This is a genomic window from Castellaniella sp. (assembly GCF_041677825.1).
GTDB lineage: Bacteria > Pseudomonadota > Gammaproteobacteria > Burkholderiales > Burkholderiaceae_B > Castellaniella.
This window is the reverse complement of the sequence record NZ_JBAYPG010000005.1, coordinates 25,713-51,877: the sequence shown is the minus strand read 5'-3', so window position 1 is coordinate 51,877 and position 26,165 is coordinate 25,713. Positions and strand designations below refer to the sequence as shown.

The 26,165-nt window shown below is 61.7% G+C and carries 24 protein-coding genes, 1 tRNA gene and 1 pseudogene; 17 read left to right on the top strand and 9 right to left on the bottom strand.

The features are described from left to right. The first annotated feature begins 16 nt into the window (after positions 1-16). Complete coding sequence (locus WCY17_RS03570; protein ID WP_372700794.1) at positions 17-1,222, top strand: ABC transporter substrate-binding protein; 1,206 nt, start codon at positions 17-19, stop codon at positions 1,220-1,222. 106 nt (positions 1,223-1,328) lie between these two features. Further along, on the top strand, positions 1,329-2,657 hold the full coding sequence (locus tag WCY17_RS03565) for an arsenic transporter (RefSeq protein WP_372700793.1): 1,329 nt from the start codon (positions 1,329-1,331) through the stop codon (positions 2,655-2,657). Between the two features lie 17 nt (positions 2,658-2,674). Here WCY17_RS03565 and WCY17_RS03560 read toward each other — a convergent pair. The 3 genes and pseudogenes from WCY17_RS03560 to WCY17_RS03550 all read right to left on the bottom strand — a co-directional run. Continuing rightward, positions 2,675-2,902, bottom strand: a pseudogene (locus tag WCY17_RS03560) (helix-turn-helix domain-containing protein); the annotation flags it as partial. Between the two features lie 32 nt (positions 2,903-2,934). After that, the gene (locus WCY17_RS03555) at positions 2,935-3,351 is read right to left on the bottom strand and encodes a type II toxin-antitoxin system MqsA family antitoxin (RefSeq protein ID WP_372700792.1); all 417 of its coding nucleotides are present in this window, start codon (positions 3,349-3,351) and stop codon (positions 2,935-2,937) included. A gap of 399 nt (positions 3,352-3,750) precedes the next feature. Continuing rightward, a tRNA-Leu gene (locus WCY17_RS03550) sits at positions 3,751-3,835 on the bottom strand. Positions 3,836-3,964: 129 nt separating this feature from the next. Between WCY17_RS03550 and tig the strand changes: the two genes are divergently transcribed. The 4 genes from tig (at position 3,965) to lon (ending at position 9,902) form a co-directional block, all read left to right on the top strand. Further along, on the top strand, positions 3,965-5,275 hold the full coding sequence (tig, locus tag WCY17_RS03545; protein WP_372700791.1) for a trigger factor: 1,311 nt from the start codon (positions 3,965-3,967) through the stop codon (positions 5,273-5,275). A gap of 14 nt (positions 5,276-5,289) precedes the next feature. Further along, a complete protein-coding gene (gene clpP / locus WCY17_RS03540; protein ID WP_372700790.1) occupies positions 5,290-5,955 on the top strand; it encodes an ATP-dependent Clp endopeptidase proteolytic subunit ClpP in 666 nt (221 codons plus the stop codon). 9 nt (positions 5,956-5,964) lie between these two features. Next, positions 5,965-7,251 (top strand): ATP-dependent Clp protease ATP-binding subunit ClpX, encoded by a 1,287-nt coding sequence (clpX, locus tag WCY17_RS03535; protein WP_372700789.1) that lies wholly within the window; start codon positions 5,965-5,967, stop codon positions 7,249-7,251. 176 nt (positions 7,252-7,427) lie between these two features. Further along, positions 7,428-9,902, top strand: a complete 2,475-nt coding sequence (lon, locus tag WCY17_RS03530) for an endopeptidase La (protein ID WP_372700788.1) — start codon at positions 7,428-7,430, stop codon at positions 9,900-9,902. A gap of 29 nt (positions 9,903-9,931) precedes the next feature. Here lon and lexA read toward each other — a convergent pair whose 3' ends face one another. Together lexA and WCY17_RS03520 are read right to left on the bottom strand one after the other, a co-directional pair. Next, complete coding sequence (gene lexA / locus WCY17_RS03525; protein WP_372700787.1) at positions 9,932-10,651, bottom strand: transcriptional repressor LexA; 720 nt, start codon at positions 10,649-10,651, stop codon at positions 9,932-9,934. Positions 10,652-10,733: 82 nt separating this feature from the next. Then, complete coding sequence (locus tag WCY17_RS03520) at positions 10,734-11,939, bottom strand: aromatic amino acid transaminase (RefSeq protein WP_372700786.1); 1,206 nt, start codon at positions 11,937-11,939, stop codon at positions 10,734-10,736. Between the two features lie 156 nt (positions 11,940-12,095). On the opposite strand from WCY17_RS03520, the gene uvrB reads away from it, so the two are divergent. The 6 genes from uvrB to iscA all read left to right on the top strand — a co-directional run bounded on the left by uvrB (position 12,096) and on the right by iscA (position 17,447). After that, positions 12,096-14,114 carry an excinuclease ABC subunit UvrB gene (gene uvrB, locus WCY17_RS03515; protein ID WP_372700871.1) on the top strand — a complete coding sequence of 673 codons (2,019 nt, stop codon included), beginning with the start codon at positions 12,096-12,098 and terminating at the stop codon, positions 14,112-14,114. A gap of 69 nt (positions 14,115-14,183) precedes the next feature. Next, positions 14,184-14,675 carry a low molecular weight protein-tyrosine-phosphatase gene (locus WCY17_RS03510; protein WP_372700870.1) on the top strand — a complete coding sequence of 164 codons (492 nt, stop codon included), beginning with the start codon at positions 14,184-14,186 and terminating at the stop codon, positions 14,673-14,675. A 279-nt stretch (positions 14,676-14,954) separates the two neighbouring features. Beyond that, positions 14,955-15,473: a Fe-S cluster assembly transcriptional regulator IscR gene (gene iscR / locus WCY17_RS03505; protein WP_372700785.1), complete on the top strand. Its 519-nt coding sequence runs from the start codon at positions 14,955-14,957 to the stop codon at positions 15,471-15,473. Between the two features lie 16 nt (positions 15,474-15,489). After that, positions 15,490-16,713: an IscS subfamily cysteine desulfurase gene (locus WCY17_RS03500; protein WP_372700784.1), complete on the top strand. Its 1,224-nt coding sequence runs from the start codon at positions 15,490-15,492 to the stop codon at positions 16,711-16,713. A 10-nt stretch (positions 16,714-16,723) separates the two neighbouring features. Next, complete coding sequence (locus WCY17_RS03495; protein ID WP_372700783.1) at positions 16,724-17,113, top strand: iron-sulfur cluster assembly scaffold protein; 390 nt, start codon at positions 16,724-16,726, stop codon at positions 17,111-17,113. 10 nt (positions 17,114-17,123) lie between these two features. Further along, positions 17,124-17,447: an iron-sulfur cluster assembly protein IscA gene (gene iscA, locus WCY17_RS03490; RefSeq protein WP_372700782.1), complete on the top strand. Its 324-nt coding sequence runs from the start codon at positions 17,124-17,126 to the stop codon at positions 17,445-17,447. A 138-nt stretch (positions 17,448-17,585) separates the two neighbouring features. On the opposite strand, the gene lysS is transcribed toward iscA, so the two are convergent. Beyond that, a complete protein-coding gene (gene lysS / locus WCY17_RS03485; RefSeq protein WP_372700781.1) occupies positions 17,586-19,100 on the bottom strand; it encodes a lysine--tRNA ligase in 1,515 nt (504 codons plus the stop codon). Between the two features lie 3 nt (positions 19,101-19,103). Then, a protein-coding gene (prfB, locus tag WCY17_RS03480; RefSeq protein ID WP_372700780.1) for a peptide chain release factor 2 occupies positions 19,104-20,208 on the bottom strand; the annotation gives its coding sequence in 2 pieces (ribosomal slippage) (positions 19,104-20,126 and positions 20,128-20,208; 1,104 coding nt in all). A 138-nt stretch (positions 20,209-20,346) separates the two neighbouring features. Between prfB and WCY17_RS03475 the strand changes: the two genes are divergently transcribed. Beyond that, the gene (locus tag WCY17_RS03475) at positions 20,347-21,483 is read left to right on the top strand and encodes a tellurite resistance/C4-dicarboxylate transporter family protein (protein ID WP_372700779.1); all 1,137 of its coding nucleotides are present in this window, start codon (positions 20,347-20,349) and stop codon (positions 21,481-21,483) included. On the opposite strand, the gene WCY17_RS03470 is transcribed toward WCY17_RS03475, so the two are convergent. Continuing rightward, positions 21,422-21,988 carry a hypothetical protein gene (locus WCY17_RS03470; RefSeq protein WP_372700778.1) on the bottom strand — a complete coding sequence of 189 codons (567 nt, stop codon included), beginning with the start codon at positions 21,986-21,988 and terminating at the stop codon, positions 21,422-21,424. The genes WCY17_RS03475 and WCY17_RS03470 overlap by 62 nt on opposite strands. 200 nt (positions 21,989-22,188) lie before the next feature. On the opposite strand from WCY17_RS03470, the gene WCY17_RS03465 reads away from it, so the two are divergent. The 4 genes from WCY17_RS03465 to WCY17_RS03450 all read left to right on the top strand — a co-directional run bounded on the left by WCY17_RS03465 (position 22,189) and on the right by WCY17_RS03450 (position 25,749). Beyond that, positions 22,189-22,983, top strand: a complete 795-nt coding sequence (locus WCY17_RS03465; protein WP_372700777.1) for an ABC transporter ATP-binding protein — start codon at positions 22,189-22,191, stop codon at positions 22,981-22,983. After that, the gene (locus tag WCY17_RS03460; RefSeq protein ID WP_372700776.1) at positions 22,980-23,975 is read left to right on the top strand and encodes an ABC transporter substrate-binding protein; all 996 of its coding nucleotides are present in this window, start codon (positions 22,980-22,982) and stop codon (positions 23,973-23,975) included. The genes WCY17_RS03465 and WCY17_RS03460 overlap by 4 nt, the downstream gene beginning before the upstream one ends. Before the next feature lie 81 nt (positions 23,976-24,056). Next, positions 24,057-24,785 carry an ABC transporter permease gene (locus WCY17_RS03455; RefSeq protein ID WP_372700869.1) on the top strand — a complete coding sequence of 243 codons (729 nt, stop codon included), beginning with the start codon at positions 24,057-24,059 and terminating at the stop codon, positions 24,783-24,785. A gap of 115 nt (positions 24,786-24,900) precedes the next feature. Beyond that, the gene (locus tag WCY17_RS03450; RefSeq protein ID WP_372700775.1) at positions 24,901-25,749 is read left to right on the top strand and encodes an ABC transporter substrate-binding protein; all 849 of its coding nucleotides are present in this window, start codon (positions 24,901-24,903) and stop codon (positions 25,747-25,749) included. Positions 25,750-25,821: 72 nt separating this feature from the next. Here WCY17_RS03450 and infA read toward each other — a convergent pair whose 3' ends face one another. Then, a complete protein-coding gene (gene infA, locus WCY17_RS03445; RefSeq protein ID WP_372700774.1) occupies positions 25,822-26,082 on the bottom strand; it encodes a translation initiation factor IF-1 in 261 nt (86 codons plus the stop codon). Positions 26,083-26,165 lie beyond the last annotated feature (83 nt).

The window sequence follows — 26,165 nt, the reverse complement described above, 5'->3', positions numbered from 1 at the left end:
TTCTCGGGAGCGCATCATGGCATCATCGACATTGAAATTGGGAATGGGTATTCTGGCTCTGGCCATGGCGGGTTCAGCCTGGGCCGACATCTCGCAGGATGAGGTTCGCATAGGGTATCTGGCAGACCTGTCCGGCCCCTATTCAGACAACACCGGCATTGGCGGCAAGACGGCCATTCAGCTGGCCATCGATGATTTCAACGGCACCGTGTCCGGCAAGCCCATCAAGCTGTATGTTGCAGATCATCAGGCAAAGGCCGACATCGGTGCTTCGATCGCGCGTCAATGGCTGGATGAAGAAAAGCTGGACATGATCGTGGGGGGCGACAATTCAGCCGTGCTGCTGGCGGTCAATGGCCTGCTGAATGACAAGAAATTCGTCTTCATGAACGTCGGGGGCGGGTCAACCGCGTTCACCAACGACAAATGCACGCCTTATACGGTGCAATATCACTACAACACACGTTCGGTGGCCCGCACCATCGTCTCCGCCATCCTGAAAGAAGGCGGCAAGGACTGGTTCTTCCTCACGGCCGATTACACTTTTGGCCATGATCTCGAAAAAGAAGCCGTCGACGTACTCGAGAAAAATGACGGCCATGTCACCGGGCGGGTCAGGGCCCCTCTGGGTACCAGTGACTTTTCGTCCTTCGTGCTTCAGGCCCAGGCCGCCAATCCGCAGGTGCTGGCCCTGGCCAACGCCGGAGACGACACCATCAATGCCATCAACACCAGCCAGGAATTCGGGCTGACCAACCAGATGAAGGTTGCCGCCCTGCTGATGTATGTCACCAATGTCCATGCCATGGGGCTGGATAACGCGCAGGGCCTGCTGCTGGCCGAGCCGTGGTACTGGGATACCAACGATGAGACCCGGGCGTTTGCGCAGCGCTATTACGATGTGGTCGGCAAAATGCCCAATGGCAATCATGCGGCCGATTACTCCGCCACGCTCAGCTATTTGAAAGCGGTCGAGGCTGCGGGTTCGGATGATCCCGACAAGGTGATGGAAAAACTCCGCACGATGCAGATCGACGATATGTATGCCAAGGGGCACGTGCGCGAAGATGGCACGATGGTGCACGATTTCTATCTGTTCCGCGTCAAGACGCCCGAAGAATCGAAAAAACCCTGGGATTACATGGAGCGCCTGGCAGCGGTCGACGGCGAAGTGGCATTCGGGTCACTCGATGAAAGCACCTGCAGTCTGGTCAAGCATTGAAAATCAGTCCTGTTGCGTTTTGGGTGGCCGGGTGTGAATCCGGCGCCCGAACGTGCCTTTCGGTGGGCCCGGTCGGGCTGCATGTCGATCTGCAGGCGGCTGGATCTTGGTAGCAGCCCTGGCGATCTTCATCGCCACCCTGATACTGGTGCTCTGGCAGCCCAGGGGGTTGGGCATCGGCTGGAGCGCGCTGGGCGGGGCGCTGATGGCCCTGATCGTGGGTGTGGCACAGTGGTCCGATGTCATCGTGGTGTGGGCCATCGTCTGGGACGCCACGGTCACCTTCGTTGCGCTGATCATCATTTCGCGGATTCTGGATGAGGCCGGGTTTTTCGCCTGGGCAGCGCTGCACGTGGCCCGTTGGGGTGGCGGTCGCGGGCGGGTACTGTTTCCGCTGGTGGTGATTCTGGGCGCATTCATCACCGCTTTTTTTGCAAATGATGGTGCAGCGCTGATCCTGACCCCGATCGTGATCGCCATGCTGGCACGGCTTGACTTCTCCAGCGGCGCCATTCTGGCATTTGTCATGGCCACAGGGTTCGTGGCCGATACCACAAGCGTGCCGCTGATTATTTCAAACCTGGTCAACATTGTTACCGCGAACTATTTCGGTATTGGCTTTGACCAGTATGCCATGGTGATGGTGCCGGTTGATCTGATTGCCCTGGTGGCGACATTGCTCGTTCTCTGGACGGCTTTCGGGCGCCAGCTCCCGAAACGCTATGCCGTGGCAGCACTGGAAATGCCCCGGCGGGCAATCAGGGACAACCTGGTTTTCCGTGCGGCATTTCCACTGCTCGTGGTTCTGCTTATCGCCTACTTTGTCACGGCGCCATTCGGCGTCCCGGTATCCGCGGTCACCGGTGTGATGGCGGTGCTGCTGATGGGAATGGCTGGTCGCTGGTGGCGAGGCGGCCGTGGGGCGATGGTCTCGGTGAAATCAGTGCTTCGTCATGCCCCGTGGCAGATCGTGCTGTTTTCCATGGGCATGTATCTGGTGGTCTATGGGCTGGGCAAGGCGGGGCTCACTGACCAAGGCACCCGGATACTCAACTGGCTGGCGCAGCAGGGTCATTTTGTTGCAACGGTGGGTACGGGCCTGCTGGCCGCGGTGGTTGCCTCGATCGTGAACAATCTTCCTTCCACGCTGCTTTCGGCGCTGGCCGTCGATCAGGTCGAGCTGCCTGGGATGACCCGCCAGCTGATGATTTATGCCAGCATCATAGGCAACGACCTGGGCCCCAAGTTCACCCCGATTGGCAGCCTGGCCACCTTGCTGTGGCTGCACGTTCTGGCAGGCAAGGGCCACAGGATCGGCTGGGGGCAATACATGAAGATTGGCCTGTTGATCACCCCGCCGGTCTTGGTGGCCACGCTCATTGCACTGTACCTGTGGTTGCCGGTTGTCATGCCTGCGCCGGCTTTCCCAACGTAAGAGTGGTTTTCGTGGCGTCACGAAAACGGTTGGAAATTCAGCTGGACCCCCGCGATGCCCAGCGCTGCAGCGATCTTGTCGCGTGATCCCTTGCGCAGGCGCTGGCTGTTTTCCTGCTGAGCATAGGCCGACTGGGCGATGGCCAGGCGTTTGGCCACTTCAGCTTGAGTTAGGCCCAGGTGCTCACGCCGGGCCCGAAGGGGAGCCGCCCCATCTGCTGTGCGGCTGACAACGTCGTATGGGATCCGTTCAGCTGGGATCCGTTCAGCTGGGCCAGTCATTTGTGTGCTGCGCGTTCGAGGTGAGCGAGTGCTTCGGGGACGGCGTTGGCTACGCGCAGCAGCTTGTCCATGGCGTCAGACTGGGTGACATCGTCGTGCTCATACTTGGAGAAGGCCACCGGACCGCCACCAAAAATTCTGGCTGCCTGTGCCTGAGTGAGCCCGAGTGATTCGCGTAGCGTCCGGATCTGCGCACCGGTCAGCAGACCATCCACCGTTTTGCGGAAGGCGATCGTGGCGCGTTTATTCTGACGCGTTTGAGCTGCGTCGGCTTGCTCTGATCCGCAAGCATCACAAACGGAATACCGGGAATCCAGCGTGGCCGTGTGGCCATGGTATTCCACTTCGATCGGTTCTATGTGCTCGTGCAGTTCACCTGCTTCGCAGATGGGGCATAAGTTGTGCTTGCTCATGGTAAGCCTCGCTCCTGGGGCTCGTGGCAGGACACTATCAGCAGTATCTTGCCGGTCTTGCCGATTCCAAATTTGACGTAGTAGTCGAATCTCATGTCTTTGCGTGCTGCATACACCCATTCCATTCTGGTGACCTGATAGGCGTCGCAGGCGGCCCATGGGCCGTTGGGATGTTGCTGGCACCACTCCGAATTCCGATATTTGCCTGTGCTCAAGGCTTCGCTCACCAGTGCCCGGACATCCGCCATGTCGAAAGCCAATCGCTGCAAATCGAGCGCGCATTTTCGGGTCCAGGTGATCAGTGCCTCGTCGTCTCTTTGTGGAACTGACCGTACGTATTTCGTAACCTACTGATTTCGCTGATTATTGTTGATATGCTATCAGCGTTTGCAAGGCCAGTGGTGCGAACGGAGAGACTTGAACTCTCATGCCTTGCGGCGCCAGGACCTAAACCTGGTGCGTCTACCAATTCCGCCACGTTCGCAATCGGGCAGGGAATTATAACGTGCCATACAGGGCCGATCGGTTACCTTGGCTGTGGTGCCCTGTGTCACCCGTGACTTTCCGTTAAAATGGGTCGTTTGTTCATCGTCCAATTCCCGATAGGTACCTGATGCAGCCCGTGGTTGAAAAATTGTCCGGCCTTGAGCGCCGAGTGGATCTGACCGTTCTGGTCGCCGACGTCGAGAAAGAAGTCCAGGCTCAGCTCAGGCGCATTGCGCGTACGGCGAAAGTGCAGGGCTTTCGGCCCGGCAAGGCGCCGTTGTCGATCATTGAACGCAGCCACGGGCCATCCGTGCGCTATGAGGTCATCAATACGCAGATTGGCAAGTCGTTCGACAAGGTGATCGAAGAGGCCGAACTGCGCCTGGCCGGTGCCCCGGTGCTCGAGCCCAAGGTCGACGATGCCGAAGACGGCGTCATGGCGTTCTCGGCCACGTTCGAAGTCTACCCCGAGGTTCAGGTCCCCGATCTGGGTGCACTTGACGTCGTGCGCAGTACGGTCGAGGTCGGTGATGCCGAAGTCGATAAAACCATCGATATCCTGCGTCGCCAGCGTACGGTGTTCAAGCCGGCCGAAGGTCGCATCGCCCAGGATGGCGATCGGGTCACGCTCGATTTCGCCGGCACCATCGACGGGGTCGCCTTCGAGGGGGGGACGGCCGAAGGCTTTCCATTCGTGCTTGGCCAGGGGCGCATGCTGCCCGAGTTCGAGGCTGCGGTCCAGGGTATGCAGGCGGGCGAAGAAAAGACCTTTCCGCTCAAGTTTCCGGATGACTACGGCAGCCCCGATGTGGCCGGCAAAGAGGCCCAGTTCGCCATCAAGGTCAGCGAAGTGGCCGAGCCCGAGCTGCCCGAAATCGACGCCGATTTTGCCCGGGCGCTGGGCCAGGCCGAGGGCGACGTGGCTGCCCTGATGATCGAGATCCGTGGCAACGTAGAGCGCGAAGCCCGCGCCCGTGCGCGCAACCGCACCAAAGCCAGTGTCATGGATGCGCTGGCGGCTGCCTGTTCCTTCGATCTGCCCAAGGCCCTCGTCGATAGCGAACTCCAGGAGCGCATCAAGGCCATGCGCGAAGAACTCACCCAGCGTGGCCTGCCCAATGCCGACACGGTCGAACTCCCCGAAGACAAGCTGCGCCCCGAGGCCGAGCGCCGGGTGCGCCTGGGGCTGCTGGTGGGCGAACTCATCCAGCAGGCCGAGCTCAAGGCGCGGCCCGAGCAGGTGCGCGCGCGCATTGAAGAATTTGCCCAGAGCTACGAACAGCCTGCACAGGTCGTCGCCTACTATCTGTCCGACAAGCAGCGTCGGGCCGAGATCGAATCCTTTGTTCTCGAAGACAACGTGGTCGACCATGTCCTGGGGGTCGCCAAGGTGACCGATCAGGCCGTTGACTTCGACACCCTGATGGGCACCCGGTAATGGCAGGTCACCCCATGACGTCGCGTTTCACCGATTTCTATGCGTCCCTGAACGGGGGCGAGTCCGTCGCGCCCTCGGGGCTGGGTTACGTGCCTATCGTCATCGAGCAGTCGGGCCGGGGCGAGCGTTCCTACGACATTTATTCCCGGCTGCTTCGCGAGCGCGTGATTTTTTTCGTGGGGCCGGTCAACGATCACTCTGCCAATCTGATTGTGGCGCAGCTGCTGTTTCTCGAATCCGAAAACCCCGACAAGGACATCTCCCTGTACATCAATTCACCGGGGGGGTCGGTCTACGCCGGGATGGCCATCTACGACACCATGCAGTTCGTCAAGCCCGAAGTCTCCACCCTGTGCACGGGGATCGCGGCAAGCATGGGGGCCTTCCTGCTGGCGGCCGGGGCCCGGGGCAAGCGCTATGCCTTGCCCAATTCGCGTATCATGATCCATCAGCCATCCGGGGGGGCGCAAGGCCAGGCATCCGACATCCAGATCCAGGCAAAGGAAATCCTGCATTTGCGTGAGCGCCTCAATGGCATACTGGCAGAGCGCACGGGGCAGGGCATCGACCGCATCGCCGAAGACACCGAGCGCGACAATTTCATGTCTGCCAAAGAGGCTCAGGCCTACGGCCTGATCGACAAGGTTCTGGTTTCGCGTGCCGACGAAGCCAAAAAGTAGTGGATTGCCATGACCGACAAAAAAGGTTCCAGGCAGGAAAAGACCCTGCACTGCTCCTTCTGCAACAAAACCCAGCACGAGGTCAAGAAACTGATTGCGGGGCCTTCGGTCTACATTTGTGATGAATGCATAGACCTCTGCAACGACATCATTCGCGAAGAGTCCCAGGATGCCGCGCGTGCGGCGGTGCGCGAAGAACTGCCCACCCCGCACGAGATCAAGTCGTTCCTCGACGGCTATGTCATTGGCCAGGACGCGCCCAAGCGCAACCTGGCCGTCGCCGTCTACAACCATTACAAGCGCATACGCTACCAAGAGGCCAGCCAGGGCGATGTCGAACTCTCCAAGAGCAACATCCTGCTGATCGGGCCCACGGGGTCGGGCAAGACCCTGCTGGCGCAGACGCTGGCGCGCATGCTCGACGTGCCATTCGTGATGGCAGACGCCACCACCCTGACCGAAGCCGGTTATGTGGGGGAAGACGTCGAGAACATCATTCAGAAGCTGCTGCAGAATTGCAACTACGAGGTCGATCGGGCGCAGCAGGCCATTGTCTACATCGACGAAATCGACAAGATCGCACGCAAGTCCGACAACCCGTCCATCACGCGTGATGTTTCTGGCGAGGGGGTACAGCAGGCCTTGCTCAAGCTGATCGAGGGTACAGTGGCGTCTGTGCCGCCGCAGGGCGGGCGCAAGCACCCGAACCAGGATTTCGTGCAGGTCGATACCACCAATATCCTGTTCATCGTGGGCGGGGCATTTGCCGGTCTGGACAAGGTCATACGTGATCGCACCGAACGCTCGGGGATCGGTTTTTCGGCGACCGTGCGCGCTCGTTCCGAACGGGGTGTGGGTGAACTCTTTGCCGAGGTCGAACCCGAGGATCTGATCAAGTTCGGTCTGATCCCCGAACTGGTGGGGCGCCTGCCGGTGCTTGCCACGCTCGATGAACTCGACGAAGACGCTCTGGTACGCATTCTGACCGAGCCCCGCAATGCCGTGGTCAAACAGTACCAGAAGCTCTTCGAAATGGAGGGCGTGCAGCTCGATATCACCCCCGAAGCCCTCCAGGCGGTTGCGCAGCAGGCCATCAAGCGGCGTACAGGCGCGCGCGGCCTGCGATCGATACTCGAGCAATCGTTGCTTGGCACCATGTACGACCTGCCCTCGCTGCACGACATCAATCGTGTCGTGCTCGATACCGACGCCGACGCCATCACTCCCAGGCTCATCAAGGGCCCCAGGCCCGAGCATCACGCCGAAGACAAGAATCTGCGCACTGCAGCCGCCTGACGGGCCTGTTGCGGGTTCCGGCCCGCGTACCGATCTGCACCCACGGTGCAGGTCGGGCCTTGAAGTCCGGGCTGTGCGACACCATATGCTGTTTCAGGCGTGATGCCGTCGCATGATGCCACGAAGGAGCTTCATGCTTCCTTTGGCTTTTGATTCAATCCTTCAAGGAAAAAAGCATGTCTGCCAGTCAGATTTCCAGTCTGGGCCCCACCAGCCTGCCATTGCTGCCTCTGCGCGATGTCGTGGTGTTTCCGAACATGGTGATCCCGCTGTTTGTCGGGCGGCCCCGTTCGATCAAGGCCCTCGAGCTGGCCATGGAGTCCAGCAGCCCCATCGTTCTGGTGGCACAGAAATCCGCCAGCAAGGATGAACCGGTACCCGAAGATCTTTATGAGATCGGATGCGCTGCGAACATTCTGCAAATGCTGAAATTGCCTGACGGCACGGTCAAGGTGCTGGTCGAGGGTGAACGGCGCTGCCGTGTCGAAGCAGTCGAAGATGCCGAGACCCATTTCATGAGCCGTGTCGTGGGGCTCGATGAAGCCCCCTACGAACCCTCCGAAGCCGAGGCCCTGCGGCGTACGGTCATGGCTCAGTTCGAGCAGTTCGTCAAGCTGAACAAGAAGATCCCCCAGGAAATCCTGGCGTCCTTGCTGGATATCGAGGACGTCGGCCGTATGGCGGATACCGTCACGGCGCACCTGCCGCTCAAGATCGAGCAAAAGCAGGCGCTGCTCGAAACCCTGTCCGTCACCAAGCGTCTCGAATCGCTGCTCTCGCAGATGGAGTCCGAGATCGACATCCTGCAGGTCGAGAAGCGCATCCGGGGCCGGGTGAAGAAGCAGATGGAAAAGAGCCAGCGCGACTACTATCTGAACGAGCAGGTCAAGGCCATCCAGAAAGAACTGGGCGAGGGCGAAGAAGGCGCCGATATCGAGGAACTCGAAAAGCGGATTGCGGCAGCGAACCTGCCCAAGGACGCGCGCAAGAAGGCCGATGCCGAGCTCAAGAAGCTCAGGCTGATGTCGCCCATGGCGGCTGAGGCCACGGTCGTGCGCAATTACATCGATACCTTGCTCAACCTGCCCTGGAAGAAAAAGAGCCGGGTCAACAATTCCTTGCAGAACGCCGAGCAGGTGCTCGATGCCGATCACTATGGCCTGGACAAGGTCAAGGAGCGCATCATCGAATATCTGGCGGTACAGCAGCGGGTCGAGAAGCTCAAAGCGCCCATACTGTGCCTAGTCGGGCCTCCCGGGGTGGGCAAGACGTCGCTTGGGCAATCGGTGGCGCGTGCCACCAACCGGAAATTCGTGCGCATGGCCCTGGGCGGTGTGCGTGACGAGGCCGAGATCCGCGGGCACCGGCGCACCTATATCGGTTCGATGCCGGGCAAGATCCTGCAGAACATGGCCAAGGTCGGGGTGCGCAATCCGCTGTTCCTGCTCGATGAAATCGACAAGATGGGGGCCGATTTCCGCGGCGACCCGTCGTCAGCCCTGCTTGAAGTGCTGGATCCGGAGCAGAACCATACCTTTCAGGATCACTACATCGAGGTGGATTTCGATCTGTCCGACGTGATGTTCGTGGCCACCAGCAACACGCTCAACATCCCGCCGGCCCTGCTCGACCGCATGGAGGTGATCCGCCTCTCGGGGTACACCGAAGACGAGAAAGTGCATATTGCGTTCGATCACCTGTTGCCCAAGCTGATGAAGAACAATGGCGTGCGCGCAGGCGAACTCACGATCACCGAGTCGGCCGTGCGCGATATCGTGCGCTATTACACGCGCGAAGCAGGGGTCCGGGCGCTCGAGCGCGAGATCTCCAAGATCTGCCGCAAGACCGTCAAGCGCCTGCTCGCGGCTGATCCGTCGACCGGCAAGAAAGGCAGGAAGGTGGCGACCGATGCCAAGCCCGCCCAGATGATCACGGTGGACTCGGACAACCTCAGCGATTTCCTTGGCGTGCGCCGTTTCAGTTTTGGCCATGCCGAGACCGAAGACAAGGTCGGGCAGGCCACCGGGCTGGCCTGGACCGAGGTGGGTGGGGATCTGCTCACCATCGAGGTGGCCGATATGCCCGGCAAGGGTGTGGTACTGCGCACCGGGTCGTTGGGCGACGTGATGAAAGAATCGGTCGAGGCGGCCCGCACCGTGGTTCGCGCCCGGGCGCGGAAATGGGGCATCGCAGACCAGACCTTCGAGAAGCGCGATCTGCATGTGCACTTTCCCGAAGGGGCGACGCCCAAGGATGGCCCGTCAGCCGGTATCGCCATTACGACGGCCATGGTCTCGGCACTGACCGGCATCCCGGTACGTTCGGATGTTGCCATGACGGGCGAGATCACCTTGCGCGGTGAAGTGCTCGAGATCGGCGGCCTGAAAGAGAAACTTCTCGCGGCCCACCGTGGGGGCATCAAGACCGTGATGATTCCCGAAGAGAACGTGAAGGATCTGGTCGAAATCCCCGACAATGTCAAGAATCATCTCGAAATTGTCCCGGTGCGCTGGATCGATCGGGTGCTCGAAGTTGCATTGCAGCACATGCCTGTGGCCCTGTCAGACGAAGAGGTTGCCCGCCTGGCTGCTGAAGCAGCAGCCACGAGCAAGCCGGCCGAGCCTGGGCAAAGCGGGCTGATCAAGCATTGATATGCAGCGCGCCCCGGGCCTGCAAGTGCCTACGCAAGCGCGGCGGTACGGATCAGGCCCACCGCGATGCCTTCGATCGAAAAATCATCGCCCGGGCCAATCTGTATGGGTGAGAAATCGGGATTTTCGGGCAGCAATGAAATATGCCGGCCCTGGTGGCTGAGCCGCTTGACCGTGACCTCATTGGCCAGGCGGGCAACCACGATCTGGCCGTGCCGGGCTTCTGGTGTGCGCTGTACGGCCAGCAGGTCGCCATCGAGGATGCCGGCATCGCGCATGCTGCTGCCGCGAACCCGCAACAGATAATCGGGCCTGCGGGCAAACAGATGAGGGGCCACCGCGACTTCGGTTTCGATGTGTTCGGTGGCCAGAATGGGTGCACCGGCGGCGACCCGGCCGACCAGCGGCAACTGCATGATAGCCGGCATGGCAGTGCTGACCTGGCCTGTGGCAGAAAATTCGTACTGGGGCCGGGGCGCACGGAATGCCTCGGCATGGCCTGCCTCTGCGTGGTCTGCCTGATCGGGCAGGGCCAGAGGCGTGAGACGGATACCGCGCGACGTATTGGCCGACAGCTGAATATAGCCTTTGCGTTCCAGGGCCCGCAGATGGTCTTCGGCGGCATTCGCGGAGCGGAACCCGAGCTCCTGGGCTATTTCGGCGCGGGTGGGGGGACGACCGCTCTGCAGGATGGCCTGCCGGATCAGTTCGAGGATCTGGTGCTGGCGATCAGTGAGTTTTCGGGCCATGGCAATGAGCTGTATATAAAAACAGGCCTGATTGTCGCCCATTGCGCCTTGATGCGCAAGGCCGTGCCGGCCGCCTGCGGCCTCAGGCTTTCAGCACCGTGGCGATGGAGTCGACCACATGATCGATATTGCCCGTATTCAGTGCCGCCACACAGATGCGGCCATTGTCGACTGCATAAATGCCGAATTCTTCACGCAGGCGCCCGACCTGATCCCTGGACAGGCCAGAGAACGAAAACATGCCGCGCTGGTGCCCGACAAAGCTGAAATCGAGCGGTACACCGCTGGCCTTCAGCTTTTCGACGAACTGGTGGCGCATCTGGCGGATGCGCTCGCGCATGCCGGCGAGTTCATCGGCCCAGAGAGCCCGCAGTTCGGGGGTGTTCAGCACCGTGGCAACCAGGGCGCCGCCATGCGTGGGCGGGTTTGAGTAGTTGGCCCGGATGACGCGCTTGAGCTGGCTGAGTACGCGCGTGCTTTCATCATCGCCGCTGGTGACGAGAGTCAGTGCGCCCACCCGTTCGCCGTAAAGCGAAAAGGATTTCGAGAAAGAGGAGCTGATGAACATGGTCATGCCCCGGCTGGCAAACAGGCGCACCGCGGCGGCGTCTTCTTCCAGCCCCTCGCCGAACCCCTGGTAGGCAATATCGAGAAAAGGCACCAATTGCCGATCCTGCAGTACATCGGCAATGAGGCCCCACTGTGCCAGAGTGGGGTCGACCCCCGTCGGATTGTGGCAGCAGGCGTGCAGCACCACGATGGTGCCGGGTGCCAGTTCACGCAGGTTTGCCAGCATGCCGTCGAAGTCCAGCCCGTGGTTGCCGGCATCATAGTAGGCATAATGCACCACCGGAAAACCTGCGGCCGTGAACAACGCCTCATGGTTGGCCCAGCTGGGCCTGCTGATGGCCACCCGGGCACCGGGCAGGACCTGCTTGAGGAAATCGGCGCCGATCCGCAGTGCACCCGTACCGCCCAGGGTTTGTACAGTCAGCGAACGGTGTTCCGACACCAATGGAGAGTCCTGGCCCAGCAACAGTTTTTGCGCACCCTGGTTGTAGCCCGGGATCCCGTCGATCGGCAGATAATTGCGGGGTTCGGCCTGCTCGTACAGCTGCTTTTCAGCCATGCGAACCGCTTTCAGCAGGGGAATGCGCCCGGTGTCATCGGTATAGACCCCGATACCCAGGTTGACTTTGTTGCTGCGTTCATCGGCCTTGAATTGTTCATTCAGGCCCAGGATGGGGTCGCGGGGTGCCAGTTCAACGGCGGAAAAAATGGATGACATGGAGTGTGGGCCGTGGTGGGTGGACAGAATCTGCTGCAGCGCGTAGTCCGCAAAATCGGTGTGCTTGGTCCGGGAAACGAACGATGTGATAATAAGGGGTTTACCCCAATGGTGTCCAGCACAGCCATGATGGATGTAAAAATTGATATGGAAGTTCTGCCTGCGCAAGGCCAGTTTGTTCAGTTCGACGACAGCCCATTCCAGCTGTTCCAGCCGTACCTCCCTGCGGGTGACCAGCCCGAGGCCATTGCCCTGCTCGAGCAGGGTCTGCGTGATGGCCTCATGGCGCAGACCTTGCTGGGCGTGACCGGGTCGGGCAAGACCTACACCATGGCCAATGTCATTGCGCGCATGGGGCGTCCGGCCATCGTGCTGGCACCGAACAAGACGCTGGCTGCCCAGCTGTATGCCGAGATGCGGGAATTCTTTCCGCGCAACGCCGTCGAGTATTTCGTCTCGTATTACGATTATTACCAGCCCGAGGCCTACGTACCATCGCGCGACCTGTTCATCGAAAAGGATTCGTCCATCAACGAACACATCGAGCAGATGCGCCTGTCGGCCACGAAGAGCCTGCTCGAGCGCGCCGACACCATCATCGTGGGCACTGTTTCGTGCATTTATGGCATCGGCAACCCGGGTGATTACCATGCCATGGTGCTCACGCTGCGCACGGGTGACCACATCGGCCGGCAGGCGATCCTGGGCCGGCTGGTCTCCATGCAGTACGAACGCAACGACGCGGAATTCATCCGCGGCCGGTTCCGGGTACGCGGCGAGGTGATCGACGTGTTCCCGGCCGAACACGCCGAAAACGCCCTGCGCATCACCCTGTTCGACGACGAGATCGAATCGCTGACCCTGTTCGACCCCCTGACGGGCCGGCCGATCCAGGATCTGCTGCGCTTCACGGTGTTTCCGGGCTCGCACTATGTGACGCCGCGCGAAACCATTCTGCGCGCGATAGACACCATCAAGGATGAACTGCGCATACGGCTGGCCGAACTGGTGGCCGACAATCGTCTGGTCGAGGCGCAGCGGCTCGAGCAGCGCACCCGCTTTGACCTTGAAATGCTGCAGGAACTTGGCTTTTGCAAGGGCATCGAGAACTATTCGCGGCACCTGTCCGGCGCCGCACCGGGCGAGCCGCCACCGACGCTGATCGACTATCTGCCGCGCCGGGCACTGATGTTCATCGACGAAAGCCACGTCACCGTCGGGCAATTGGGTGGCATGTACCGAGGCGATCGTTCGCGCAAGGAAACACTGGTCAATTTTGGCTTTCGCTTGCCATCGGCACTTGACAACCGCCCCTTGCGGCTGGAAGAGTTCGAGGCGCGCATGCCGCAATGCATTTTCGTCTCGGCCACTCCAGGCCCCTACGAGGCCGCCCACGCCGACCAGGTGGTCGAGCAGGTGGTGCGGCCCACCGGCCTGGTGGATCCCGCTGTAGAGGTGCGCCCCGCACGTACCCAGGTCGATGACCTGCTGGGCGAAGCGAAACTGCGCATCGCCCGCCATGAGCGCGTGCTCGTCACGACCCTCACCAAACGCATGGCCGAGGATCTCACCGAGTATCTGCAGGAAAACGGCCTCAAGGTACGCTATCTGCATTCGGATATCGATACCGTCGAGCGGGTCGAAATCATCCGGGATCTGCGTCTCGGGGCCTTTGATGTGCTCGTGGGGATCAACCTGCTGCGCGAGGGGCTGGATATCCCTGAAGTCTCCCTGGTGGCGATTCTCGATGCGGACAAAGAGGGTTTTCTGCGTTCCGAGCGCAGCCTGATCCAGACCATGGGCAGGGCGGCCCGCAACCTGAATGGCCAGGCCATCCTGTATGCCGAGCAGATCACCGATTCCATGCGCCGGGCCATGGATGAAACCGCGCGCCGGCGTGAAAAGCAGGAAGCGTTCAATCGGGCCCATGGCATCACGGCGCGCGGCGTGAGCAAGGCCGTGCGTGATCTGATCGATGGCGTGAGTCCGAATCTGCCCGTCGTTGAAGCAAGCGCCTATGACGAGGCCGCCTTGCATGATGAAAAGGCACTGGCTCGCGAGATCCGTCGCCTTGAGCAGAGCATGAACGAGCATGCGCGCAATCTCGAATTCGAGCAGGCCGCCCGGGCACGTGATGCCCTGAACGCGCTCAAGAGTCGGGCGCTGTTGTCCTGACTCACAATTTTTGCTGTTTTCGTCCAAAAATGCTGGACAAGTTTGGGGTTTTCCCTCACACTTTCACCTATCATGCATAAGGTACTCTTTGTCTGCACAGGCAGCATTTGTCGCTCCCCTACTGCCCGGGGCGTCTTCCAGCACATCGTCAACGAAGCTGGCCTGTCTGATGCAGTTTCGGTCGATTCGGCAGCCACCCATCATTTCCATGTGGGCGAAGCCCCTGATGCGCGTGCACAGGCAGCAGCCCAGAAGCGTGGGTATGATCTGTCCAGTTATGTCGCGCGGCAGATACAGCCCGAAGATTTTCGCGACGCAGATCTCATTCTGGCCATGGATTGGGAAAACCTCTCGGCGCTGCAGCAGCGTTGCCCCAAGATCTACCACCACAAGCTCATGCTGCTCATGCGCTTCTCGAATGAATTCGAAGAAGCCACGGTACCCGATCCGTACTACGGCGGTCCCGAGGGTTTCGTGAAGGTACTCGATTACATCGAAGATGCCACCCAGGGGGTGCTCGAACTCGTTCGCAAGCGGGTGCTGCAGTATCAGGCAGCCTGATACACCTGTGGCAAAACCCACAAATGGCGCCGTCGGGCGCCTTTTTCGATTCTGTCCGCAACATCGCCCGCAGCATCGTCAGCCCATCGCGTACCGTGTATTCCTCGTCTGGGGTGACGGGGCTTCAGGGGTTGACTTGCGTCAACTCTGCTGATCGAATAACCCTAAAGTTGACTATTCTCGTCGGGTAAAGGCGCTATACTTGACTGCATCAGTCAGGAATTCCCCGGGCAGCCGCGGGTTTCCCATTCACCCGTCAATGTCACAAAGGATATCACCATGCGTTTGACCACCAAGGGGCGCTTTGCCGTCACGGCCATGATCGATCTCGCCTTGCGACATCATAGTGGTCCGGTTACGCTGGCAGCCATCAGCGGGCGCCAGAACATTTCGTTGTCCTATCTCGAGCAGCTGTTTGGCAAGTTGCGGCGCCATGAACTGGTCGACAGTGTGCGCGGTCCGGGCGGGGGGTATACTCTGGCACGCCATGCGCGTGATATCTCGGTGGCCGACATCATCTTTGCGGTCGACGAACCACTGGATGCCACCAGCTGTGGCGGCAAGGAAAACTGCAACATCGGGCGCAACGGCCATACGGGCAAGTGCATGACGCACGATCTCTGGGCCACGCTCAATCGCAAGATGGTCGACTATCTTGATTCGGTGTCGCTGCAGGACCTGGCCGACCAGGAAAGGCTGCGCGAATGGCAAGAATCGGGCCAGTTGCGCCAGCGGCGCAAGGCCCCGTCCGCCAGTCCCATGGCCGTCACTTCGGTGCAGGACACCGTTTCGGCCTGAACCTCCAGGAGCCTGCATGTCGTTCGATCTGTTACAGGATCGCCCCATTTACCTCGATCATGCAGCGACCACCCCAGTGGATCGGCGTGTGGTCGACGCCATGGTGCCGTGGCTCGCAGATGATTTCGGCAACCCGGCATCCACCAGTCATGCCTGGGGCTGGCAGGCCCAGGACGCAGTCGAACAGGCGCGCGCCCAGGTGGCAAGCCTGATTCACGCAGATCCGCGCGAGATCGTGTTCACGTCGGGTGCGACCGAATCCGACAATCTGGCGCTCAAGGGGGTCGCCCAGTTCCACCAGGGGCGGGGCCGGCACATCGTCACGGTGCGCACTGAACACAAGGCGGTGCTCGATACCTGCCTCGCACTCGAGCAGCAGGGGTTCGAGGTCACGTACCTCGATACCGGGCCCGACGGCCTCGTCGAGCCCGAGACACTGGCGCGTGTGCTCAGGGCCGACACGCTGCTGGTCTCCATGATGCTGGTCAACAATGAAACCGGCGTGATCCTCGATATTGCGGCGCTGGCGGCGCTGTGTCGCGAGAAGGGGATTCTGTTCCATGCCGATGCGGCACAGGCGACCGGTAAACTGCCCATCGACGTCCAGGCCCTGGGGGTCGACCTGCTGTCCATGTCGGCCCACAAGACCTACGGGCCCAAGGGGATCGGTGCCTTGTACGTGCGCCGCAAGCCGCGCGTGCGCCTGATGGCGCAGATGCACGGCGGCGGGCATGAAAGAGGCCTGCGTTCAGGCACCCTGGCCACGCACCAGATCGTTGGCATGGGCGCCGCCTATGCCCTGGCAGAAGAACTCATGCACACCGAGATTGCGCGTATCCGGGCGCTGCGTGATGCCTTGTGGGCCCGGCTGTCCGACATGCCCGATATCCATCTGAACGGACACCCCGAGCACAGGGTTGCGCACACGCTCAATTTCAGCGTGAGCCATATCGAAGGCGAGGCCCTGCTCATGTCCGTGCCCGAACTGGCGCTCTCCAGCGGTTCGGCCTGTACGTCGTCCAACCTCGAGCCGTCGCACGTCCTCAGGGCCATGGGCCGCAGCGATGCGCTGGCCCACAGCTCATTGCGCATCTCCCTGGGGCGCTTCACCACCCAGGCCGAGATCGAATTCGCAGCGCAGCGCTTGCGCGCCGAAATCCTGCGCCTGCGCGAATTGTCGCCCCTTTGGGAAATGCGCCAGTCGGGCCGCCTGCCGGCAGACTGGGCGCTGATCTGCTGATGGTCTTTTGATGGCTCTTGCGAAGTATGGCCCTGCCGTAGAGCAGCGTTACCGAAATCCACAAGGTGTTGGATCGTTCGACGCGACCGACCCCGAGGTCGCTACGGCCCTGGTCGGCTCACCCCAGCTGGGGCAGGTGCTCAAGTTGCAGATTCGCGTGCGCAATGGCGTTGTGGATGCGGCCTGCTTCAGGGCGTACGGTTGTGGGGCCCTGATCGCGACGGGGGCCCTGCTGGCCGAAGTTCTGCCTGGACTGAGCCTGGCCCAACTGCAGGGCATGAGCAGTGGGGATATCGTCGGGCCACTGCAGCTGCCGCAGGACAAACTGCACTGTGCCTTGCTCGCGCTCGATGCGATTGCGGCGGCTGTGGTAGATTACCAAGGCAAGCATGCCAACTGAGAGGTCTATCGTGTCTGTCACACTTACTGAGCAGGCGGCGGTGCAGATTCGCCGCCATCTGGAAACCCGCGGCAAAGGTCTGGGCCTGCGCCTTGGGGTCAAGTCATCGGGCTGTTCCGGGTTTTCGTACCAGCTCGAATATGTCGATTCGGCCGACCCCCAGGACGAGCTCTTCGAGCAGTTCGGGGCGAAGGTGTATGTGGCGCCCGACAGCCTGCCTTATCTGCACGGTACCGAACTGGACTACGCCCGCGAAGGCCTGAACGAAGGCTTCCGTTTTCACAACCCCAACGAAAAGGGGGCCTGCGGTTGCGGTGAGTCGTTCACCGTCTGAAGCGGCGGGTACCGGGGTCTCTGCGCTGCCCCGCATGGTTTCGGGCACTGGCAGGCCTGGCCCCTTACCGGCTCGAGGCCGTGGCCAGCCGGCCACGCCAGCCAGCAGGATCAGTCTTCCGGCCGCAAATCAGCGGGGTCAGTCTTCCGGCCGCAAATGGGGGAACAGGATCACGTCGCGTATGTTGGGGTTGTCGGTCAGCATCATGACCAGCCGATCCACCCCGATGCCACAGCCGCCGGTCGGCGGCATGCCATATTCCAGTGCCCGCACGTAGTCGGCATCATAGTACATGGCTTCTTCGTCGCCCGCGTCCTTGGCCTGCACCTGTGCCAGGAAGCGGGCCGCCTGATCTTCGGGGTCGTTGAGCTCCGAGAAACCGTTGGCGATTTCACGGCCACAGGCAAACAGCTCGAAGCGCTCGGTAATGCCTTCGCGTGTGTCGGATGCCCGCGCCAGGGGTGAGACTTCTACCGGATAATCGATGATGAAGGTGGGGTGCCACAGCTTTTCTTCGGCGGCTTCCTCGAACAAGGCCAGTTGCAGCGCGCCCGGACCGGCCTGCGCCAGCGCTGGCGCCTGGGTGTCCACCCCGAGTCGCTGCAGTTCGGCACGGATGAAGGCGGCATCATTCAGTTGCGCGTGCGTGTAGTGCGGTGCGTGCTTGAGGATCGCCTGGGCGATGGTCAGGCGTTCGAATGGCCGGCCCAGATCGAGGGCCTGGCCCTGGTAGGTCAGGTCCGTATGCCCGCAGGCGCGCAAGGTGGTTTCCCGGATCAGGCGTTCGGTGAAGTCCATCAGCCAATGATAGTCGGCGTAGGCTGCGTAGAATTCCATCATCGTGAATTCCGGATTGTGGCGCGGGCTCACCCCTTCGTTGCGGAAATTGCGGTTGATTTCGAAGACCCGATCGAAGCCCCCCACGATCAGGCGCTTGGGATAGAGTTCGGGGGCGATGCGCAGGTACATCTGCATGTCGAGCGCGTTGTGGTGCGTCACGAAAGGCCGCGCTGCGGCGCCACCAGGAATCGGATGCAGCATGGGGGTTTCCACTTCCAGAAACCCCGCGTCGGTCATCAGGCTGCGCAAGGTGGTGATGATCTGGCTGCGCTGCAGAAAGGTCTGCCGTGTGGATTCGGTCATGATGAGATCCACATAGCGCTGCCGGTAGCGCAGTTCGAGATCGGCCACCCCGTGAAATTTATCGGGCAGGGGCCTCAGGGCCTTGGACAGCAGGCGTACATGCTGCACACGCACCGAGAGTTCGCCCTTGCGTGTCTTGAAGACGACGCCTTCGGCACCCAGGATATCGCCGATGTCCCACGTCTTGAAGGCGGCATAGTCGGCCTCGCCCAGCAGGCCGCGATCGAGGTACAACTGCATGCGGCCGCTGCCATCCTGGAGGGTCGCGAAACTGGCCTTGCCCATGACTCGCTTGAGCATCATGCGGCCGGCGATGCGGACATGCCGGTCGAGTTGCTCCAGAGCGGCGTCATCGTACGCATCGAACTCGGCGTGCAGATCGGCTGCATGCACATCGGGCTGGAAGTCGTTCGGGTAGGCGGGCCCGCGCGCCCTCAGGGCGGACAGTTTGCTGCGCCGCTCGGCGATCAGGCGGTTTTCTTCGGTACTGGAATCAAGGGGGTGGGTCATGAATCAGATGCCTTGCTTGAGGCTGGCGGTAATGAAGGGGTCGAGGTCGCCATCCAGCACTTTCTGCGTGTTCGATATTTCGACCCCGGTGCGCAAATCCTTGATGCGGCTCTGGTCGAGCACGTAGGATCGGATCTGATGGCCCCAGCCCACATCGCTCTTGCTGTCTTCGAGCTTCTGCTGTTCGGCCATGCGGTTGCGCATTTCGAGCTCGTACAGGCGCGATTTGAGCATCTGCATGGCTTCGGCGCGGTTGCGGTGCTGGGAGCGGTCGTTCTGGCACTGCACCACGATGCCGGTCGGCTGGTGCGTGATGCGCACCGCCGAGTCGGTCTTGTTGATATGCTGCCCGCCGGCACCGCTGGCGCGATAGGTGTCGATGCGCAGATCGGCCGGATTGATCTCGATTTCGAACGAATCATCGATTTCAGGGTAGACGAAGACGCTCGCAAATGAGGTGTGCCGCCCGTTGGACGAATCGAACGGGCTTTTGCGCACCAGCCTGTGCACGCCTGTTTCGGTACGCAGGAGCCCATAGGCGTATTCGCCCTCGAACTTGACGGTGGCCGACTTGATGCCGGCGATATCGCCTTCGGACTCTTCGAGAATCTCGGCCTTGAAGCCCTTGTGCTCGCCGTAGTGCAGATACTGGCGCAGCAGCATGGCGGCCCAGTCCTGGGCCTCGGTGCCCCCGGCGCCGGCCTGTATGTCGACGAAGCAATTGAGCGGGTCGGCCGGATTGGAGAACATGCGCCGGAACTCGAGCGCCTCGAGGCGCTCGTTGAGGGTGGCGCAATCGGCCTCTATGGCCAGCAGCGAGGCGTCGTCGTCTTCGTCGCTGGCCAGCTCGTAGAGTTCGCGCGCATCGAGCAGCTCGCTTTCGAGTTCGGTCAGGGTCTGGACGATGGTATCGAGGGATTTTTTCTCGCGCCCCAGTGCCTGGGCGTGTTCGGGATCATTCCAGATGTCGGGATTTTCGAGTTCGGCATTGACGACCAGCAGGCGTTCGGCCTTGGCATCGTAGTCAAAGATACCTCCGTAAGGCGGCCTGGCGCTCGAGGCCGTCTTCGATATGGTGGATGATCTGGTTCTGGCGTTCTGCTTCCATGGGGTTCCTGTGGCTTGGTATTACACTTCAGTTCAATCTGCCATTTTACCCGACCGCATGGTAGCCACGGTCACATCCGGCCAGGGCCGCATACGGGGGCGGACAGGATGCGGGCCAAGAGATCATGGAGAGACTTGCATGACCGACACTCACAAGAACATCCGCCCCGGCGCAAGGCTGCCGGCTGCGCCTGCGGCCACGGCCGTGCGGCCTTCGCCAGGCCAGCGCGCACCCTGGGGATGGCGTGCCATGGTCGCCGACCTGTCGCCGGCGTACTTCGCCCTGGTCATGGCGACCGGGATCGTCTCCATGGGCGGGCACCTGATGGGCTATCCGGTATTGGCGCGGATCCTTCTGGTGCTGAACGTGGTCCAGTATGTGATTTTGTGGATCCTGTACGTTCTGCGTGCGATCCACCATACGCGCCGTTTTTTTGGCGACATGGTCGATCACCTGAAAGGCAGTGGCTACTTCACCCTGGTGGCGGCCACCGGCGTGCTGGCCAGCCAGCTCATGGTGCAGGAAAACGACTATCGACTGGGTTTTGCCCTGTGGGCTCTGGCGTGCCTGCTCTGGATACTGCTCACCTATACGATCTTCACGGCGTTCACGGTCAAGCCCGAAAAGCCGACGCTGGCCGAGGGCATCAGCGGGGCGTGGCTGCTGGCCGTGGTGGCCACCCAGGCGATTGCCGTGAGCAGTGCCTTGCTTGCGACGCACATCGACCAGCCATTTCGGCTCGAACTGAACCTGATGGCTTTGTCGATGTGGCTGTGGGGCGGAATGCTGTACATCTGGATGATGTCGCTGATCTTTTACCGCTATGTATTCTTCAAGTTTCTGCCCAGCGACCTGGTGCCGCCGTACTGGATCAACATGGGCGCCATGGCCATCTCGACACTGGCGGGGTCGCTGCTCATCCTGAATGCACCCGATGCGCCTTTTCTGGTGTCCCTGCTGCCATTCCTGAAAGGATTCACGGTGTTCTACTGGGCCACCGGCTCGTGGTGGATCCCCATGCTCGTATTGCTGGGCATCTGGCGCTACGGCTTCATGCGCTTCCCGTTCATATACGACCCCTTGTACTGGGGGGCCGTATTCCCGCTGGGCATGTACGCCGTGTGTACATGGCAGATGAACCGGGCCATGCATTTCGATTTTCTTGCCGGGGTGCCCCACGTTTTTCTGGGTTTTGCCGTGCTCGCCTGGGCGATCACTTTCGTTGGCATGCTGCGCCGCGTGCTCTGGGTGCTGCGTGGCTCCAGGGCCTGCTGAACAGTGACACGGCCTGCATCAGGCCGGGCTGCTTACTGCATGCTGCAGATACCACCCGGATGGCGGTGGGGTCGAGCAGGCGTGCCGCCATGGGCAGCACGTCGTCGTGTGCCGCAGCCAGCCATTCGAGTGCGCGTTCGAGCCAGGCCTGGCATGGGCCGTGATCGAAGCGGCTGCCAGAGGGGCCCATGTTGTCGCGGGCGGGCTCGTTCAGGTGCATTTGCACCGGCTGCGCCATGCCCACGGGCCACAGTTGCAGTACGTCGGCATGGGCCTGGGCCAGGCCTTGCGTCAACCCCCGTATGCAGATCGCGTCGGAGCCCGCCATGGATTCGATGAGCGCAGGGGCGAGGGCCTCGTCCATGATGGCCATCAAGGCGTACAGCGGTGCCTGGACGGGCTGCAGGCGCTGCGGCGCGACCGGGCATGCCGGGCTGTCCGATGCACGCCGCTGAGTGGCCCGCACGGCCTGCAGCAGCTGTGCACAGACCCGCTGCAACTGCATGATGGGATCGTCCGCAGGGCTCGCAATGGGGAAGTCAGGTTCTGGATTCATCACATCCGGCATTTATATATTTGTTTGTTATATGAAAATCACTAATCAGTGGTTGTTGATTATTAAGCGCGCTGCGTATAGTAAAAGCCTGATCCGTCCTGCGGGGTGCGTCCAGCCCCGCGTCAATCACAGGCAACGACCGCTGATCCATGATCCTCACATTTGAAAATATTCGCAAGCAATTCGGTGATCTGCCGGTGCTCGACCACTTCGACTGCACCTTTGGCCCGGGAGAACTCGCCGCGCTGGTCGGTCCTTCCGGTTGCGGGAAATCCACCCTGCTGCACCTGGCTGCGGGTCTGGACAGGCCCTCTGCGGGGTGGGTCCTGGCCGATGAACAGCCCGTGCGGCGCCCCGATCCCCGCCGCATGCTGATGTTCCAGGAAAACGCGCTGTATCCGTGGCTCAACCTGCGGGACAACGTGGCCATGGCGCTCGAATTGCAGAAGATCAGGCGCGCCGAAGCTCGCAAACAGGCCGTCCTGTGGCTCGAAAAAGTGCAGTTGCAAGGTTTCGAGCACTACTTTCCGCATCAGGTCTCGGGCGGCATGCGCCAGCGCTGCGCACTGGCCCGGGCATTCATCACACAGCCCGAAGTGCTGCTGCTCGATGAGCCCTTCGGCGCACTGGATGCACTGACCCGCATGACCCTGCAGGATGTCCTGCTGGCACTGATCCGAGAAACCGGGCCTACGGTACTGCTCGTGACCCATGATGTGGACGAGGCGCTGTTCCTGGCGGATCGCATCCTGGTCTTCAGTGCGCGCCCGTCCCGGGTGCTGCAGACCTTCTGCGTGCCCGCTGCGCGGCGATCCCATGACCTCTCGCGCCATGCCGATGTCCGGCGCGAAATCCTGGGTCTGCTGGGCATTGGTCACGGCGCACAGGGCCGCAGGTCAGCTCCCTTCATTTCCAATTCTTCTTCCGAGGTACTTGCAGCATGAAAGTTGTTCAGTCATTGATCGCCGCCCTGGTGGCAGTGGTCGTCGCGGCGCCGGCCCTGGCAGCCGAACCATTCCGCATCGGCTATCTGCGCGTCATGGATGATGCCCAGGCCATTGTGGCCCATGAGGGCAAGCTGTACGAAAAACAGGGGCTGGATGTCGAATTGGTTGAATTCAAGTCCGGTACCGATCTGATCAAGGCCATCGTTGGTGGTCAGCTCGACACCGGGGTGCTGGGCTTCACCAACGCAGCGTCCTGGTCCTCGCGCGGGGCCGACCTGAAGGTGGTTGGGGGTGCCCAGCGCGGCTACCATGCTCTGGTGGTGCGCAACGACAGCGGCGTGCATGCCGTGGCGGATCTCAAGGGGCATACCCTGGCCTCGCAGAAGGAAGGCAGCACCGCGGATACGGTACTGCGTGGCGTGGTGCTGAAAGACGCCGGCCTGAGCGCCCAGGATGTGGACATACTCGGCGTGAGCCCGCAGGTGGCGGTGCAATCGCTCGTGGGCAAGCGGGTGGATGCCGCATTCCTGTTCGAGCCGCAGGCCAGCATCGCGCAGCTGATCGCTCCGGTGACCCAGATCTACGAGATCGGCGAGACCTGGCCGTTTCCGTGCATGGTGGTCATCACGTCCGGTGAGGTACTGAAGGACCGGAAAGATCTGGTCTGGAAGTCACTGGATGCGCAGCGTGAGGCGATCGATCTCCTGACCCATCAGCCGCAGCAGGCGGCCGAACTGATCGCCTCGTACTTCATTGCCGAGCCGACCCTCACGACGCAGGATGGGCGCGCACTGCCACGCGAGCAGGTGATCGAGCAGGCGATCCGGACCCAGACCTTCAATGCCGCGCTCGATCGCCAGGACCTCGATCGCATGCAAGAGGTGGCCGACATCATGCAGTCGCTGGGCTCGCTCAAGACGCGCAGCGGCGAACGCTTCGATGTGGGCCGCATCGTGGATCTGCAGTGGCAGCAGGAACGCGGGCTGTAGCCAGACCTGACCTCATTCGAACTCATATTCGAACTCATGACTACGACCCGGAATCTGTCGGCAGGGGCCCGAAAATTGGCCATGCTGATGGCCATACTCGCCATTTTGCTGTTCTGGCAGTTGTCGGCCTGGAGCCTGCCGGATTTTCTGATGCCTGGCGTGCCGGCCGTTCTGGCCCGCATCACCAGCGAACTGGGTACGGCACAGTTCCATGCCGTGCTGGCGGGCAGCATGGGACGGCTGGGCGCCGGCTATGCCTCTGCGCTGCTGGCCGGGATCGGTTTCGGATTGGCCGGTGGCATTTTGCAATTCTTTCGCGAAGTGCTGAAATCCGCCATCATCGTGCTGCAGTCCATTCCGTCGATCGCCTGGGTGCCGCTGTTTCTGATCCTTATGGGCTTTGGCAATGTGCCCATCATCGTGGTGGTTGCCCTGGCGGCGTTCTTTCCCGCCGCCCTGTCCGTCATGAACGCCACCGAGAGCGTGCTGCAGACTCATGTGGCCGCGGCCCGCGTCATGGGGGCCGGGCCCTGGGACCTGCTGCGCCGCGTCTATCTGCCGGCCGTCATGCCCGAGCTCATTACGGGGGCGCAATTGGCCTTCGGCAATGCGTGGCGCGCGCTGATCTCCGCCGAAATGCTGATCGGCTTTGGCCAGGGCCTGGGCCGGTCTCTGGCGTATGCAGGCGAAACGGCCGACATGACCGGTGTAATGGCCAACATCCTGACGATTGCCCTGCTGGCCACGCTCATCGATCAGGTGTTCCTGGAAAACATCAAGCGCAGGATATTGCGCTATCAATATGTTTGATTCTGGGCTCGGGGTGTCTGGCTCGCGGGGCAGGCGTTCGAACAGGCTCGAACAGGGGGCTGTCATCATGAACCGTGCAGGAGGGTCTCTCATGCACCGCGCAAGGGGGTCTGTCATGCACCGTGCAGGCTGGGCCATGGGGCTGGCACTCGCCAGCCTCGGGCTGGGCGTACCGTGCCTGGCTGCTGCGCCGGCCGCCCAGGTGTCCGCCGTGGCCAGCGCCGTGCGTCTGGGGGTGGCGTACTTGCCGCCGGCGTCCCTGCCTGGTGCAAAAGCGCGTACGCCGGAACGCATCGAAGCCCTGCTTGCGCAGCTGGATCCGGGGCCGGCACGTGAAGGGCGCGCGGCCCGCCGTGGCGAGCCGCTTGCGGGTACTGGAGACGCCACCGGGACGCGTCCGCAGGCGATGTCCCCGGACGAGGCAATCCAGGCGCTGCAACAGGGCAGGGTGGATGCCTGGGCCGGTGTGCTGCCGGCCGATCAGGCCGTGCCCGCTGGCCTTCTGGCGCGGCCGCTGCCCTGGTCTGTCGCCGCCATGGCCATCCTGCGCACGGATACCGACATTCATGCGTGGCGCGATCTGGCGGGGCGCACCGTGTGCCTGAGCCAGGAGAGCCGGCACGTGGATCGGGTGTCTGCCCGGTACGGCGCCATCGAACAGATCTATCCGGCCGCAGCCGACGCATTGCTGGCCTTGCGCATCGGCGCCTGCGATGCGGCGGTGATGGACGAGGGGCTTCTGGAGAATGTGCTGACGTTTCCCGAATGGCAGAAGTTCTCTGCCCGCTTGATGCCAACGGACAGGCGCCACCTGTCATGGCTCAGCCGCCGTCCGGCCAGCGGCTCTGGCGTGCCGCCCGATGGCGTGCCCGTGCCCGCCGTGTTCCAGGCCCTGGGTCGCCAGCAGGCACGTGACATTGCGTTTGAAGTCTACCTGGATCAGACCGTCCCGGACTGCCACTAGTGTGCTGGGCACCGGCCTGCCGGCCGTCGCTTGTTCGTGGTGGGGGCGAACCGGTGGTGCGTCGGCCGGGGCCTAGCGTGAACGGCGCCGCGGTGCCGGGCTGCCCGGCGAGCGGTTCAGGTGGCGGAACGTGATGCGCCCTTTGGTCAGGTCATAGGGTGACATTTCGAGCGTGACCTGGTCGCCGGCGAGGATACGGATGTGGTGCTTGCGCATTTTGCCGCCCGTGTAGGCAATGACCGGGTGGCCATTGTCCAGTGTGACCCTGAAACGGGAATCGGGCAGGACTTCGGTAACTGAACCATGCATTTCCAATAATTCTTCTTTGGCCATGGAGACTCCTGTAAATGGCTGAACGACGGCCCGCGACCGTGAACCAGCGTTCTGACGGCAAGGCAGATCGGCAGGGCAGAATG

Excerpts from the sequence above, each read along its gene's own strand:
- WCY17_RS03570 (WP_372700794.1), top strand. The coding sequence starts at position 17 with ATGGCATCATCGACATTGAAATTGGGAATGGGTATTCTGGCTCTGGCC.
- WCY17_RS03555 (WP_372700792.1), bottom strand. The coding sequence starts at position 3,351 with ATGAGCAAGCACAACTTATGCCCCATCTGCGAAGCAGGTGAACTGCAC.
- tig (WP_372700791.1), top strand. The coding sequence starts at position 3,965 with ATGCAGCCCGTGGTTGAAAAATTGTCCGGCCTTGAGCGCCGAGTGGAT.
- clpP (WP_372700790.1), top strand. The coding sequence starts at position 5,290 with ATGACGTCGCGTTTCACCGATTTCTATGCGTCCCTGAACGGGGGCGAG.
- clpX (WP_372700789.1), top strand. The coding sequence starts at position 5,965 with ATGACCGACAAAAAAGGTTCCAGGCAGGAAAAGACCCTGCACTGCTCC.
- lon (WP_372700788.1), top strand. The coding sequence starts at position 7,428 with ATGTCTGCCAGTCAGATTTCCAGTCTGGGCCCCACCAGCCTGCCATTG.
- lexA (WP_372700787.1), bottom strand. The coding sequence starts at position 10,651 with ATGGCCCGAAAACTCACTGATCGCCAGCACCAGATCCTCGAACTGATC.
- WCY17_RS03520 (WP_372700786.1), bottom strand. The coding sequence starts at position 11,939 with ATGTCATCCATTTTTTCCGCCGTTGAACTGGCACCCCGCGACCCCATC.
- iscR (WP_372700785.1), top strand. The coding sequence starts at position 14,955 with ATGCGTTTGACCACCAAGGGGCGCTTTGCCGTCACGGCCATGATCGAT.
- WCY17_RS03500 (WP_372700784.1), top strand. The coding sequence starts at position 15,490 with ATGTCGTTCGATCTGTTACAGGATCGCCCCATTTACCTCGATCATGCA.
- WCY17_RS03495 (WP_372700783.1), top strand. The coding sequence starts at position 16,724 with ATGGCTCTTGCGAAGTATGGCCCTGCCGTAGAGCAGCGTTACCGAAAT.
- lysS (WP_372700781.1), bottom strand. The coding sequence starts at position 19,100 with ATGACCCACCCCCTTGATTCCAGTACCGAAGAAAACCGCCTGATCGCC.
- WCY17_RS03475 (WP_372700779.1), top strand. The coding sequence starts at position 20,347 with ATGACCGACACTCACAAGAACATCCGCCCCGGCGCAAGGCTGCCGGCT.
- WCY17_RS03470 (WP_372700778.1), bottom strand. The coding sequence starts at position 21,988 with ATGCAGTTGCAGCGGGTCTGTGCACAGCTGCTGCAGGCCGTGCGGGCC.
- WCY17_RS03465 (WP_372700777.1), top strand. The coding sequence starts at position 22,189 with ATGATCCTCACATTTGAAAATATTCGCAAGCAATTCGGTGATCTGCCG.
- WCY17_RS03460 (WP_372700776.1), top strand. The coding sequence starts at position 22,980 with ATGAAAGTTGTTCAGTCATTGATCGCCGCCCTGGTGGCAGTGGTCGTC.
- WCY17_RS03455 (WP_372700869.1), top strand. The coding sequence starts at position 24,057 with ATGCTGATGGCCATACTCGCCATTTTGCTGTTCTGGCAGTTGTCGGCC.
- WCY17_RS03450 (WP_372700775.1), top strand. The coding sequence starts at position 24,901 with ATGCACCGTGCAGGCTGGGCCATGGGGCTGGCACTCGCCAGCCTCGGG.
- infA (WP_372700774.1), bottom strand. The coding sequence starts at position 26,082 with ATGGCCAAAGAAGAATTATTGGAAATGCATGGTTCAGTTACCGAAGTC.